Source organism: Streptomyces sp. NPDC006552 (assembly GCF_040611655.1).
Taxonomy (GTDB): Bacteria; Actinomycetota; Actinomycetes; order Streptomycetales; family Streptomycetaceae; genus Streptomyces.
This window is the reverse complement of record NZ_JBEXOS010000017.1, coordinates 19616-32687: the sequence shown is the minus strand read 5'-3', so window position 1 is coordinate 32687 and position 13072 is coordinate 19616. Positions and strand designations below refer to the sequence as shown.

Annotated in this window: 12 protein-coding genes and 1 tRNA gene; 8 read left to right on the top strand and 5 right to left on the bottom strand. The window is 71.8% G+C overall.

Translation table 11 applies throughout. The features are described 5' to 3' along the window. The first annotated feature begins 251 nt into the window (after positions 1 to 251). From ispD to ABZY33_RS13190, 6 genes are all read left to right on the top strand, one after another. The gene (gene ispD, locus ABZY33_RS13215) at positions 252 to 1025 is read left to right on the top strand and encodes a 2-C-methyl-D-erythritol 4-phosphate cytidylyltransferase (protein WP_356491634.1); all 774 of its coding nucleotides are present in this window, start codon (positions 252 to 254) and stop codon (positions 1023 to 1025) included. Continuing rightward, complete coding sequence (gene ispF / locus ABZY33_RS13210) at positions 1015 to 1539, top strand: 2-C-methyl-D-erythritol 2,4-cyclodiphosphate synthase (RefSeq protein ID WP_356491633.1); 525 nt, start codon at positions 1015 to 1017, stop codon at positions 1537 to 1539. Before ispD ends, ispF begins: the two co-directional genes overlap by 11 nt. Before the next feature lie 744 nt (positions 1540 to 2283). Beyond that, positions 2284 to 2688 (top strand): PPOX class F420-dependent oxidoreductase, encoded by a 405-nt coding sequence (locus ABZY33_RS13205; RefSeq protein ID WP_356491632.1) that lies wholly within the window; start codon positions 2284 to 2286, stop codon positions 2686 to 2688. Positions 2689 to 2734: 46 nt separating this feature from the next. After that, entirely contained in the window at positions 2735 to 4135 is a 1401-nt protein-coding gene (cysS, locus tag ABZY33_RS13200) for a cysteine--tRNA ligase (RefSeq protein ID WP_356491631.1), read from the top strand. A gap of 96 nt (positions 4136 to 4231) precedes the next feature. Then, entirely contained in the window at positions 4232 to 5182 is a 951-nt protein-coding gene (gene rlmB / locus ABZY33_RS13195; RefSeq protein WP_356491630.1) for a 23S rRNA (guanosine(2251)-2'-O)-methyltransferase RlmB, read from the top strand. A gap of 110 nt (positions 5183 to 5292) precedes the next feature. Then, positions 5293 to 6966: a DoxX family protein gene (locus ABZY33_RS13190; RefSeq protein WP_356491719.1), complete on the top strand. Its 1674-nt coding sequence runs from the start codon at positions 5293 to 5295 to the stop codon at positions 6964 to 6966. 100 nt (positions 6967 to 7066) lie between these two features. Here the strand turns inward: ABZY33_RS13190 and ABZY33_RS13185 are convergent, their stop codons facing one another. From ABZY33_RS13185 to ugpC, 3 genes are all read right to left on the bottom strand, one after another. Continuing rightward, positions 7067 to 7822 (bottom strand): nucleotidyltransferase family protein, encoded by a 756-nt coding sequence (locus tag ABZY33_RS13185; RefSeq protein WP_356491629.1) that lies wholly within the window; start codon positions 7820 to 7822, stop codon positions 7067 to 7069. 44 nt (positions 7823 to 7866) lie between these two features. Next, complete coding sequence (locus tag ABZY33_RS13180; RefSeq protein ID WP_356491628.1) at positions 7867 to 8325, bottom strand: hypothetical protein; 459 nt, start codon at positions 8323 to 8325, stop codon at positions 7867 to 7869. A 209-nt stretch (positions 8326 to 8534) separates the two neighbouring features. Next, positions 8535 to 9671 carry a sn-glycerol-3-phosphate ABC transporter ATP-binding protein UgpC gene (ugpC, locus tag ABZY33_RS13175; RefSeq protein ID WP_356491627.1) on the bottom strand — a complete coding sequence of 379 codons (1137 nt, stop codon included), beginning with the start codon at positions 9669 to 9671 and terminating at the stop codon, positions 8535 to 8537. Positions 9672 to 9918: 247 nt separating this feature from the next. Here ugpC and ABZY33_RS13170 point away from each other — a divergent pair. Next, a tRNA-Thr gene (locus ABZY33_RS13170) sits at positions 9919 to 9992 on the top strand. Positions 9993 to 10054: 62 nt separating this feature from the next. Here ABZY33_RS13170 and ABZY33_RS13165 read toward each other — a convergent pair. Both ABZY33_RS13165 and ABZY33_RS13160 read right to left on the bottom strand, forming a co-directional pair. Next, positions 10055 to 11479 (bottom strand): FAD-dependent oxidoreductase, encoded by a 1425-nt coding sequence (locus tag ABZY33_RS13165; RefSeq protein WP_356491626.1) that lies wholly within the window; start codon positions 11477 to 11479, stop codon positions 10055 to 10057. An 11-nt stretch (positions 11480 to 11490) separates the two neighbouring features. Then, on the bottom strand, positions 11491 to 12138 hold the full coding sequence (locus tag ABZY33_RS13160) for a rhomboid-like protein (protein WP_356491718.1): 648 nt from the start codon (positions 12136 to 12138) through the stop codon (positions 11491 to 11493). A gap of 33 nt (positions 12139 to 12171) precedes the next feature. Between ABZY33_RS13160 and ABZY33_RS13155 the strand changes: the two genes are divergently transcribed. Then, positions 12172 to 13053: an aminoglycoside phosphotransferase family protein gene (locus tag ABZY33_RS13155; protein WP_356491625.1), complete on the top strand. Its 882-nt coding sequence runs from the start codon at positions 12172 to 12174 to the stop codon at positions 13051 to 13053. Positions 13054 to 13072 lie beyond the last annotated feature (19 nt).

Here is a 13072-nt window from a genome sequence, read left to right as displayed (position 1 = left end):
CGCCCGCTGACCCTGATGGTGTCGCCGGGCGCTGCGGCATGTCCGCACCCGCACGCTCTTTCCCTTGCGGAAACAGCCCCTTGCGGGAACAGCCCCTTGCAGGAACAGCAGGAGCACGCCCGTACTCGGGTGTGTGCCGGGCCCGGAGCGCTGGCTCGACCAGTGTCACGGAAGGGTCCGGTCAAGACGTCGCGCCCGACACGCTGTGGCCATACCCACCACTCCCGAGCGCACAAACCTGAACGGAACCGATGTCTGACGAAACGCGTCCCGTTGCTGGTGGCACCCGTACCGCGGCCGTGATTCCGGCCGCCGGACGGGGCGTACGCCTCGGTCCGGGCGCCCCCAAAGCGCTCCGCGCGCTCAGCGGCATTCCGATGCTGATCCACGCCCTCCGTGCCATGGCGGCCTCCCGCTCCGTCTCCCTCGTCGTGGTCGTCGCCCCGCCGGACGGCGCCGCCGAGGTCAAGACGCTCCTCGCCGACCACGCGCTGCCCGGGGACCCCCCCAGCGGCAACTGGGGGAGGACCGACGTCGTCGTCGTGCCCGGCGGCGCCACGCGGCAGGAGTCCGTGAAGCTCGGCCTCGACGCGCTGCCGTCCGGCATCGACATCGTGCTCGTGCACGACGCCGCCCGGCCCCTCGTCCCGGTCGACACCGTCGACGCGGTCATCGAGGCCGTCCGGGACGGCGCGCCCGCCGTCGTGCCGGCGCTGCCGCTCACCGACACCGTGAAGGAAGTTGTGCCGAGCGCCGACGGCTCGCCCGAACCCGTCGTCGCCACGCCTCCGCGGGCCCGGCTGCGTGCGGTCCAGACGCCGCAGGGCTTCGCCCACGCCACCCTGGTGCGCGCCCACGAGACCGTCACCGACGCCGTCACCGACTGCGCCGGGATGGTCGAGCAGCTCGGCGTCCAGGTCGTCCTCGTGCCCGGCCACGAAGAGGCGTTCAAGGTGACCCGGCCGCTCGACCTCGTACTCGCCGAGGCCGTGCTCGCCCGCAGGAGGGCCAACGATGGGTACTGACCAGCAGCCTTTCCCGTACGTCCTGCCGCAGGTCGGCATCGGGACCGACATCCACGCCTTCGAAGAGGGGCGTGCGATGTGGTGCGCCGGGCTGAAGTGGGAGGCGCCCGACTACGACGGTCCCGGGCTCGCAGGGCACTCCGACGCCGACGTCGTCGCGCACGCCGCGTGCAACGCGCTGTTCTCGGCCGCCGGACTCGGCGACCTCGGCCGGCACTTCGGCACCGGCCGCCCGGAGTGGGCCGGCGCCAGCGGTCTGACGCTGCTCACCGAGGCCGCCCGCATCGTCCGCGCGGCGAACTTCGCCATCGGGAACGTCGCGGTCCAGGTCGTCGGTGCCCGGCCCAAGATCGGCAAGCGGCGCGACGAGGCGCAGAAGGTGCTCTCCGAGGCCGCCGGGGCGCCGGTCTCCGTCTCGGGCGCGACCACCGACGGCCTTGGTTTCCCCGGGCGGGACGAGGGCCTCATGGCGATCGCCACGGCGCTGGTCGTACGGGTTCCCTCCGGGGGTTGACCGGTGACTGGCCGGGGTCTGGCACGCGGGGTCTGATGGGGGCCTGCTCGGTCTCCCGTGCGGGTCCGGCCGGTCGCCCGTGCGGGCCTGCTCGGTCTGCCGTGCGCGGGCCCGGCGTCCGGTGGGCAGGGTCCTGTTGACCTGCGTACTGCCCGGCCTCCCATGCGCGGGCCCGGCCAGTCTCCCTGCCGCGCCCGGTCCCGCGGGTGTGGCCGCCGCCGTCGCCGCGGCCGGCTTGGGCGCCGCTCGGCGATCACACCGCTGCCCTCGCCGGGACCGAACGGGCCGCGGGGCACGTGGCGGCCGCCGTCGTGCACGGCGCCGGACGTCGGCACGTCCTGGGCCGGACGTCGGGCCATGGGCGGGACCCCGGCACATCCTGGGCCGGGTGGGGCACGTCCTGCGCCGGACACCGGCACATCCTGCGCCGGACGCCGCCCATCCTGCGCCGGACGCTGGCACATCCTGCACCTGCACACCCCTGGGCGGGGTACTGCCCCCGTGGCCTGGCACGCCGTGCTCCGCCTCGCCCCCCACAACCCTCACCCTCGGCACCCAGCCCCCGCCCCCGAATGGGCCTGGTCGCCGCGCCGGACTCGGCGGTGCGCGTCCCGGGGCCCGGCCGCGGCCCGTGACACCCGGACACCACCTGTCGGGAAATGCCGCGCGACACAGCGGCGTTCGAGCAGGATCGGGTACGCGTCCCCCGATGCCACGTACACCGTTCGAGAAGGAGTGAGGCCCATGACCGCCCAGCTGTCCGACGAACTCAAGGCACTGCTCGACAGCAAGGTCTTCATCAACGTCGCCACCATCCAGCCCGACGGCAGCCCCCAGGTCTCCCCGGTCTGGGCCAAGCGCGACGGCGACGACGTCCTGTTCTCCACCACCGTCGACCGCCGCAAGGAGCAGAACCTCCGCCGCGACCCCCGCGTGACCGTCCTGGTCCAGCCAGCCGACAACCCCTACACCTACGCCGAGATCCGCGGGACGGCCGAGATCACCACCGAGGGCGGCCAGGAACTCATCGACGAGCTCTCCCTGAAGTACACCGGCAAGAAGTACGCCGAGTTCAACCCGGCGTCCGGGCAGGACGCGGAGCGGGTCGTGGTGCGCGTGCGGGCCCGCAAGGTCGTCGGCGGGCTGTGACACCGACGGGCCCATGGCACCCCTCCGGGCCCACTACCCTGGAGGGGTGACTATTCGCCTGTACGACACCAGCGCCCGGCAGACTCGTGACTTCTCCCCGCTCACCCCGGGCTGCGTCTCGATCTACCTCTGCGGCGCTACCGTCCAGGCCGCCCCGCACATCGGACACATCCGCTCGGGGCTGAACTTCGACATCATGCGCCGCTGGTTCACCTACCGCGGCTACGACGTGACGTTCATCCGGAACGTGACGGACATCGACGACAAGATCCTCAAGAAGGCCGCGGAACAGAACCGCCCCTGGTGGGCGATCGGGTACCAGAACGAGCGGGCGTTCAACGACGCCTACAGCGCCCTCGGCTGCCTGCCGCCCACCTACGAGCCGCGCGCCACCGGCCACGTCACCGAGATGGTCGAGATGATGCGCGGCCTCATCGAGCGCGGCCACGCCTACGAGGCCGAGGGGAACGTCTACTTCGACGTCCGCTCCTTCCCCGGCTACCTGGAGCTGTCCAACCAGGAGCTGGACGACCTGCGCCAGCCCCCGGAGGACGGCGTCACCGGCAAGCGCGACTCGCGCGACTTCGCCATGTGGAAGGCGGCCAAGGAGGGCGAGCCCAGCTGGGAGACGCCCTGGGGCCGCGGCCGGCCCGGCTGGCACCTGGAGTGCTCGGCCATGGCCCACAAGTACCTCGGCACCGCCTTCGACATCCACGGCGGCGGCATCGACCTGATCTTCCCGCACCACGACAACGAGATCGCGCAGGCCAAGGCCTTCGGCGACGAGTTCGCCAGGTACTGGGTCCACAACTCCTGGGTCACCATGTCCGGCGAGAAGATGTCCAAGTCGCTGGGGAACTCGGTCCTCGTCTCCGAGATGGTCAAGCACTGGCGCCCCATCGTCCTGCGGTACTACCTGGGCACCCCGCACTACCGCTCCACCATCGAGTACAGCGAGGAAGCGCTGCGCGAGGCCGAGTCCGCGTTCGCCCGCATCGAAGGCTTCGTCCAGCGCGTCGTGGAGAAGGCCGGCGGGATCGTCGACCCCGCCGACGAGGTACCGCCCGCCTTCGCCGAGGCCATGGACGACGACCTCGGCGTGCCCCAGGCCCTCGCCATCGTGCACACCGCCGTCCGCCAGGGGAACTCGGCGCTCGCCGCCGACGACAAGGAAGCCGCCGTCGCCCGCCTCGCCGAGGTCCGCGCCATGCTCGGCGTCCTCGGCCTCGACCCGCTCGACACGCGATGGGCCGGCGAGAGCGACCGCGGCGAGGACCTGCACGGCGTCGTCGACAGCCTCGTACGGCTCGTGCTCGACCAGCGCGAGTCCGCCCGCGCCCGCAAGGACTGGGCCACCGCCGACGCCATCCGCGACCAGCTCGGCCAGTCCGGGCTCGTCATCGAGGACAGCCCGGCCGGCCCGCGCTGGAGCCTCGGCCCCCGCTGAGCCCCCGAATGTGCCGCCCGCGCCGTCGGGCGGCACACTGCATAGACGTAGCCCCACCCGTACAGACGTAGACACAGACACAGAGACAGGTAAGTCATGGCCGCCAATAGCAACCGTCGCATGTCCGGCAAGAAGGGCGCGCAGGTCGGCAGTGGCGGCCAGCGGCGCCGGGGTCTCGAAGGCAAGGGCCCCACCCCGCCCGCCGAGGCACGCAAGGGCCACAAGAAGAACCGCGTCGCCAACGCCGCCGCCAAGCAGGCCGCCCGCCGCCCCACCAGCCGCACCGGCGGCCCGCGCGGCAAGGCCACCTCCGAGATGGTCGTCGGCCGCAACCCCGTCGTCGAGGCGCTGCGCGAAGGCGTGCCCGCCCTCACCCTCTACGTCCAGCAGTTCATCGACAACGACGAGCGCGTCCGCGAGGCCCTCCAGCTCGCCGGCGAGCGCGGCGGCATCCACCTGATGGAGGCCCCCCGCCCCGAACTTGACCGCATGACCAACGGCCTCAACCACCAGGGCCTCGTCCTCCAGGTCCCGCCCTACGAGTACGCGCACCCCGAGGAGCTCGTCGCCGCCGCCTTCGATCAGGGCGAGGACCCGCTGATCGTCGCCCTCGACGGCGTCACCGACCCGCGCAACCTCGGCGCGGTCGTCCGCTCCGTCTCCGCGTTCGGCGGCCACGGCGTCGTCGTGCCCGAGCGGCGCGCCGCCGGCATGACCGCCGGCGCCTGGAAGACCTCGGCCGGCACCGCCGCCCGCACCCCCGTCGCCCGCGCCACCAACCTGACGCGCGCCCTGGAGCAGTACAAGAAGGCCGGCGTCACCATCGTCGGCCTGGCTGCCGACGGCGAGAGCGAGATCGGCGAACTCTCCGCACTGGCCGGACCCGTCGTCATCGTCGTCGGCAGCGAGGGCAAGGGCCTGTCCCGCCTCGTCGGCGAGACCTGCGACCACCGCGTACGCATCCCCATGCCCGGCGGTGCCGAGTCGCTGAACGCCGGTGTGGCGGCCGGAGTCGTCCTCTACGAAGCGGCCCGGCGCCGCGCCTGAGCCGCCCGGCCGGTCCGGGCCCCACCCCTGTGACAAGGGCTTGACGGGGCCCGGACATTTCGGTGCGGTCAAGGCAGTGTCCTAAACACACATCACTCGGTTAGATGAGTGTGGACACCAGAACACCCCGCACTCCCTCGGGGGACCGCTCGTCGGGATTCGACGACGCTCCCGCGCTGAGCATGGTGAAGGTTCCGTGCGACCCGGCGCAGGTCATCGTCAATCACGCGACCTTCCGCGTGCAGCTTCCCAGGGCGCAACAGACCCAACTCCCGCGCATCGCACGGCACGTGAGCGCCATGGGCCCGGCCGGAGCCGGCGCGGCGACCGCCCGTATCCCCGTCATCACGGCGGCCGGCACGCCCGGCGCCCGACGGCGCCCCGTCGTCATGAGCGGAGCCGGGGACCTCGCCGCCAGCGGCCTGCTCCAGACCGCGCGCCGCACCGGCGGCCCCGACGAGACCGGCGACGGCGGTGCCACACAGGTCATCCCGCGCGTCGACCTCGACCGCGACCTCACCGACGAGCTGTACGCGGGGGAGGCCGGGGACGAGACGTCCGTCGTCATCAGCCCCCGCCAAGGCGGCCCGGGCACCCGCATCCTGCCGCAGATGCGCCAGGCGGGCAGCGCCTTCGAGGAGACCGGCGAACTCCAGCGACCGCCCTACGAGGACGAAGAGTTCGACGACGACGGCCAGGGCGAGAGCGAGAGCACGGCCGCACGACGCTACGGACCCGTCCGGCACGCCTACTACCCCGGCCGCCGGATGAACCTCGGCGTCGTCCTCCTCCCGCTCCGCGTCTTCCTCGGCTTCATCTCCATCTACGCGGGCATGGGCAAACTCTGCGACCCCGTCTACTTCGACGGCGGCGAACGCGGCTCCATGGTCAAGTGGCTCAACTCGCTGCACCCATGGGCACTCGCCGAACCCATGCGCGACTGGGCGCTCCAGCACCCCGTCGGCGCCGGCCTCGTCATCGCCTTCCTCCAGGTCATCGTCGGTGTCCTCACCGTCCTCGGCCTGTGGCAGCGGATCGTGGCCGTCATCGGAGCACTGCTCTCCGCCGCGCTGCTGCTCACCGTGAGCTGGAAGACGGTCCCCGCCTACGACGCGCCCGACATCATCTACCTGGCCGCCTGGTCACCACTGATCATCGCCGGCGCCCCCGTCTACTCCATCGACGGACGGCTCGCCGGCGGCGCCTGGCGCCGGCTCGGCCCCCGCACCTCCCTGTGGAACCTGCGCCGCTACGTGCTGCGCCGCGGCACCGTCGTCGCCACCCTCGTCATCGGCGGCACCCTGCTCATCGGCTCGGTGCTCGGCGGCGCCGTCCGCGACGCCGACCGGGTCACCGCGCCCGGCCCGGGCGACGCCCCGCGCAACGAACTGCCCGGCTCCCCCCTGCCCTCGGCCCCCGGCCACAAGCAGCGCCACTCGCAGAGCCCCTCGGCCACGGACTCGCCGACCAAGGGCGCCACGGCGAGCCCGTCCGGCGCGGCCAGCTCGCCCGGCGCCACGCGCGAGACCGGCAGCGCGAGCGGCAGCACCACCACACCGACCCAGGGCGCCACGGCCGGTCAGGCGCCGGCGCGCCGGACCCCGCCGCAGCAACAGCAGCAACCGCCGGCCAGCGGCACCGGCGGACCGGCCTCCGGCGGCACGACGAGCGGCGGCAGCAGCACGGACGGCGGCACCTCCTCCGGCGGCAGCGACGCCGGCGGCACCGACGACGGCGGCAGCGGCGGCGGCAGCGGCAGGCTCGTGGGCGGCCTCCTCGGCTGACCGAGGCGCCCGCTCCCACGCCACGTACGACGGCGGGGCCCCGCACGGACAACCGTGCGGGGCCCCGCCGCCATGACCGCCCCCCTGCGGGGCGGCCGCCTCAACGACCCTGAGCGGCCAGCTCCTTGGCGGCCTCCCGCAGATCCTTCGCCGTGTCGATCGCCCGCCAGTACGCGCCCTGCGGGATCGGGAAACCGGCCAGCCGCTTGGCTCGCGCGAGCCGCGGGAACGTGGTGCGTTCGTGATCACCGACGTCCGGCAGCAGCGAGGCGAACTCGGCGGAGAAGACGTACAGCCCCGCGTTGATCAGGAACGGGGACGGCGGCGCCTCCACGAAGTCCGTGATGTGGCCGAACGCGTCCGTCTCCACCGCCCCCCAGGGGATACGCGGCCGGGCCAGCGCCAGCGTCGCCGTGGCCTCCCGCTCGTGGTGGAAGTCGGCCATCTCACGCAGCGAGAACCGGGTCCAGATGTCACCGTTCGTCGCGTACCAGGGCCGCTCCGGATGCGGCAGATGCCCGGCCGCGAACTTCAGGCCGCCACCCCGCCCCAGCGGCTCCTTCTCCACCACCGTCGTCACCCGCAGCGGTAGTTCGGCGCGGGCCAGCCACTCCTGGAGCACCTCGGCGAGATGGCCGCAGGAGACGACGGCGTCGGTGACGCCCTCCTGCGCGAGCCAGGTCAGCTGGTGGCCGATGATCGGCGTCCCGGTACCCGGGATCTCCACCATCGGCTTGGGCCGGTCGTCGGTGTACGGGCGCAGCCGCGAGCCCTGGCCGCCCGCCAGGACGACGGCCTGCGTGGGGCGGTGCGGAAAGGGACGCGGGCCGTGCGCGGACGGTTCAGCGGTCGTCATGACCGGAACTGTACGTGCGCACGGCCCGCCTGGGGTGCCGGGGCTCAGGCGCGGAAGCCGGCCACCCCCGAGGCGAAGGACGTGTCGCAGACCGGCCGCGCGTACGACTGCGCGCGCGCCGGGCCATAGGCCTGCACGGCCGCGCGGCCGAGGGCCTTCGCGATCGACATGCAGTGCTTGGCGAGCGAGGGACGCCGGTCGATCTCCTGCTGGAGATGGGTGAGGGCGGTGCCGGGGTTCTCCTCCTGCAGCTCCTGGAGCAGGCGGTCGCGCAGGAGGTCCTGCGGGGCGCGGGACTTGGCGCGGGCGGAGACGTCCTGTGCGGAGGCCGTGAGGATGGAGTCCGAGTCGCTCCCGGACCAGTTGACCCGGGTGACCGCGAGGGTCCCGGAGAGCACCAGCATCACCGGCAGGACGAACGCGAGCGTGCGGGCGGCGCGGCGGGCGGGGCCCTGGCCCCGGGCTCGGCGCGGCTTCTGGGTGTAGTCAGCGGAGTGCGTCACGCGAGTGAGCGTAGCGGTCAGTGATGATTTGGCGACATTTAGTCACTCGACCGAGGGATGGGCAACTGGGTTTCTTTGCTTACCCGTTGACGCCACTGGCCTATATGTCCTACTTGCCGGGGTATTTGTCGACACCGTATCGACACCGTAGACGGCATACGAAGGACCCCGCACCGAAGCACGGGGTCCTTCGGATCACAGCAAGTATGTCAGTCGGTGAGACGCTCACCGGTCGACGACGAGAAGACGTGCGTCTCGCCGGGCCGCGGCACCACGTGGAGCTGCGAGCCCTTCTCCGGCACCTGGCGGCCGTTGACCCGCACCACCAGATCCTTGTGCTCGCCACCGACCTGCGCGGCACCGTAGACGTAACCGTCGGCGCCGAGCTCCTCCACCACGTTCACGGAGACCGCGAGACCCGCCGGCGCGTCGCTGGCATCCTTCGTCAGGGTCGCCGCGGCCCCGCCACCGTGCTCGACGATGTCGAAGTGCTCCGGGCGGACGCCGACCGTGACCGTGGTGTCACCCTTGTCGGAAGCGGCCTTCAGAGCGTCACGGTTGACCGGCACGACCGAGTTGCCGAACTTCACGCCACCGTCGGTGATCGGGACCTCGACCAGGTTCATCGCAGGAGAACCGATGAAGCCGGCGACGAACAGGTTGGCCGGACGGTCGTACATGTTGCGCGGCGAATCCACCTGCTGGAGCAGACCGTCCTTGAGAACCGCGACCCGGTCGCCCATCGTCATGGCCTCGACCTGGTCGTGGGTGACGTAGACCGTGGTGATGCCCAGGCGCCGCTGGAGCGAGGCGATCTGCGTACGCGTCGACACACGCAGCTTCGCGTCGAGGTTCGACAGCGGCTCGTCCATCAGGAAGACCTGCGGCTCACGCACGATGGCCCGGCCCATGGCCACACGCTGGCGCTGACCACCGGAGAGCGCCTTCGGCTTGCGGTCCAGGTACTCGGTGAGGTCGAGGATCTTCGCCGCCTCCTCGACCTTCTGCCGGATCTCCGCCTTGTTCACACCGGCGATCTTGAGCGCGAAGCCCATGTTGTCGGCGACCGACATGTGCGGGTACAGCGCGTAGTTCTGGAACACCATCGCGATGTCCCGGTCCTTGGGCGGCAGGTGCGTGACGTCGCGGTCACCGATACGGATCGCGCCGCCGTTGACGTCCTCCAGACCCGCGAGCATCCGCAGCGAGGTCGACTTGCCGCAACCGGACGGGCCGACGAGGACGAGGAACTCGCCGTCCTCGATCTCGATCTCCAGGCCGTCGACGGCGGGCTTGGTGGACCCCGGGTAGACGCGGGTCGCCTTGTCGAACGTGACAGAAGCCATGGCTGTGAAGCCCCCTTCACCGGCAGGAACGTGCCGGACGATCCGTTGTAAAGGTGGGGCCGCCACGGCGAGTGCCACGGCGGCGTGAAGCGCTGAGGGACTGCTGATGAAGCACTGGTGTAGTCCACGCGGGTGAACTGATCGGACCGTACCTGGCAGGCAGGGGGTCTGTCAGTAGGTCGGAGCCTGTGAGATTCGCCGGAATTTTCGAGGGACGGCCTCCCGGGTTGGTTACACTGCTCGGGCTGCCTCCTTAGCTCAGATGGCCAGAGCAACGCACTTGTAATGCGTAGGTCGTCGGTTCGAATCCGACAGGGGGCTCGGTCGCGAAGCCCGGGGCACTTCTTATGTGGCCCGGGCTTTTTGCTGTCGTGCCACGGGGTTCAGTGGCGGCCTGCCACCCTGTCCGCCAGTTTGGCCAGGCGGGAGGAGTCCGTCGTGGGGGTGGTGAGTTCATGGCGGTCGGCTGCCGCGTAGGTGGCGTAGAGGCCGTGGACGCCGAGCCAGCGGAAGGGTTCGGGCTCCCACTTGCGGACCTTGTGGTTGACCCAGGGGAGGGTCGTGAGGTCGGTGGGGCCGGACTGGCCGGAGTCCTGCTGGACGAGGTCGCGCAGGGTGCGGGCGGCGAGGTTGGTGGTGGCGACGCCGGAGCCGACGTAGCCGCCGGCCCAGCCCAGGCCGGTGGAGCGGTCCAGGGTGACCGTGGCGCACCAGTCGCGGGGGACGCCGAGGACGCCGGACCAGGCGTGGGTGACGGGGACGCCGGTGAGCTGGGGGAAGAAGCGGGTCAGGATGGCGGTGAGGGCTTCGATGGTGCGGGGCTGGGTGCGGCCGTCGTTGTCGGTGCGGGAGCCGTAGCGGTAGGGGAAGCCGCGGCCGCCGAGGGCGATGCGGTCGTCGGCGGTGCGCTGGGCGTACATGTAGGCGTGGGCCATGTCGCCGAGGGTTTCGCGGCCTTCCCAGCCGATGGAGTCCCACTGTGCCGGGGTGAGGGGTGCGGTGGCGATCATGGAGGAGTTCATCGGGAGCCAGGTGCGGCGCTGGCCTTTGAGGGAGGCGGTGAAGCCTTCGGTGCAGCGCAGGATGTAGGGGGCGCGGACGGTGCCGTAGGGGGTGTGGGCGTGTTTGGGTTCGATCGCGGTGACCGGGGTGGATTCGTGGATGGTGACGCCGAGGGCTTCGACGGTGCGGGCGAGGCCCTTGAGGAGTTTGACGGGGTGGAGGCGGGCGCCGTGGGGGGTCCAGGTGGAGCCGACGGCGCCGGCGACGCGGACGCGGGTGGTGGTCTCGCGGGCGCCGTGCAGGGTGCGTTCCTTTTCGCCGTAGGTGAGTTCGGTGGCGTGGAAGGCTTTGAGGCGGGCCAGTTGGGCGGGGGTGTAGGCGATTTCGAGGACGCCGCCGTGGTGGATGTCGGCGTCGATGGATTCGGTGCGGGCGACGTCGATGACTTCGGTGACGGTGTCGTTCATCGCCTGTTGGAGGCGGACGGCGGCGTCGTGGCCGTGACGGGCGGCGTAGCGGTCGCGGCCGGCGATGCCGTTGTAGAGCCAGCCGCCGTTGCGGCCGGAGGCGCCGTAGCCGCAGAACTTCTGTTCCAGGACGGTGATGCGCAGGAAGGGCGCGGCTTTTTTCAGGTAGTACGCGGTCCACAGGCCGGTGTAGCCGCCGCCGACGATGGCGACGTCGGCGTTGGCGTCGCCGGGGAGGGGCTCGCGGGCTTCGGGGAGGCCGTCGTCCGCGTACCAGAACGATATGCCGCCGTTGATGGTGGCCTGTCCGCCGTTGCCGGTGCTGTTCGCGCTGCTCATGGCGGTGGACGTTACTGGGCGGGCCGGGTTCGCGGCAGGGGCCGGGGGCGGCGGGGGCAGAGGGGGTGGCAGGCGAGGCCGATGAGCAGTGAGGTGAAGTGGCCGAGGTCGGTGAAGGTGCGGCTGGTGGCGAGTGGGCTGCCGTAGAGGGTGAGGATGACGGCCAGGTACACGTAGCGCCAGGGGGGTGGGAGGCGGTAGGTGAGGACGCCGATGGTGCCGGCGAGTGCGTAACTGACGCCGATGTCGAGGGTGTTGACGGCGGTGGCCGGGGCGTGGCCGGTGCTGATGGCCCAGAGCAGGGCGCCTTCGCTGATGAGGGTGGCCAGGACGTGTGCGGCGGCGGTGACGGCGAGCCAGCGGGGGGTGCCGAGCCAGTGTTCGGCGCGGGCGTGCAGGACGGTGTAGAGGAGGGCGTAGGGCCACCAGTGGCCGCCGTCGATCCAGAGGGCGGAGGAGACGAGGACGCGTACGGGGTGGGTGGAGAGTGCGTGCAGGTTGGTGGAGCGCTGTCGGAGGAATTCCTGTTCGAAGCGGGGGTCCATGTGGTGCAGGGCGACCGTGGTGATGAAGAGGGCGAGCAGCCATACGTACGTGCCCGGGGCGCGGCGCAGGTACGACCAGGCGGACGTGCGCAGGCGGTGGAGGAAAGGGCGCATGGTCGATTCAGGCACGTGGGCAGGGTCGGTGGTGTGATCGACATTCCGCGGGAGCTGGTCGAGTCGCAGTACAGGTACGCGGGGGAGGCGGGGCGGGCGTTCGTCGCGGCGTTGCCGGGGCGGGTGGCGGAGTTCGTGGAGCGGTGGGGGCTGCGGGTCGAGGGGCGGCCGATGCACGGGGTGGCGGCGTTGGTGCTGCCGGTGGTGCGGCGGGCGGACGGGGTGCGTGCGGCGGTGAAGTTCCAGGTGCTGGACGAGGAGACGGTGGGGGAGCCGGTCGCGTTGCGGGTGTGGGGTGGCCGGGGTGCGGTGCGGTTGCTGGATCATGACGCGGCGACGGGGACGATGTTGCTCGAACGGCTCGACGAGGGCCGGATGCTGGGTGCGGTGGCGGATTCCCGGGCGGGAGTGCTCGTCATCGCGGGGTTGTCGGCGCGGTTGACGGCGGGGCCGGCGCCGGAGGGGATGCGGACGCTGTCCGATGTTGCCGGGCGGATGCTGGCGGAGGTGCCGGGGGCGCTGGCGGGGATCGGTGATCCGGTGCGGCGGGGGGTCGTGGCGTCGTGTGCGGCGGCGGTGCGGGAGGTGGTGGGGGAGGCCGGGGACCGGTTGCTGCACTGGGATCTGCATTTCGAGAATGTGCTGGCGGGTGAGCGGGAGCCGTGGTTGGCCATCGACCCGAAGCCGTTGGCCGGGGATCCGGGGTTCGAGTTGTGGCCGGCGCTGGGCAATCGGTTCGAGGCCGATGAGGTGGTGTGGCGGTTCGATGCGATGACCGCTGTGTTGGGGCTGGACCGGGAGCGGGCTCGGGCGTGGACGTTGGGGCGGGTGTTGCAGAACGCGTTGTGGGATGTGGCCGGTGGTCGGGAGTTGTCGGCCGAGGGGATGGAGGTCGCGGGGCGGTTGCTGGGGTGAGGGGGGTGCTTGCGGGGGT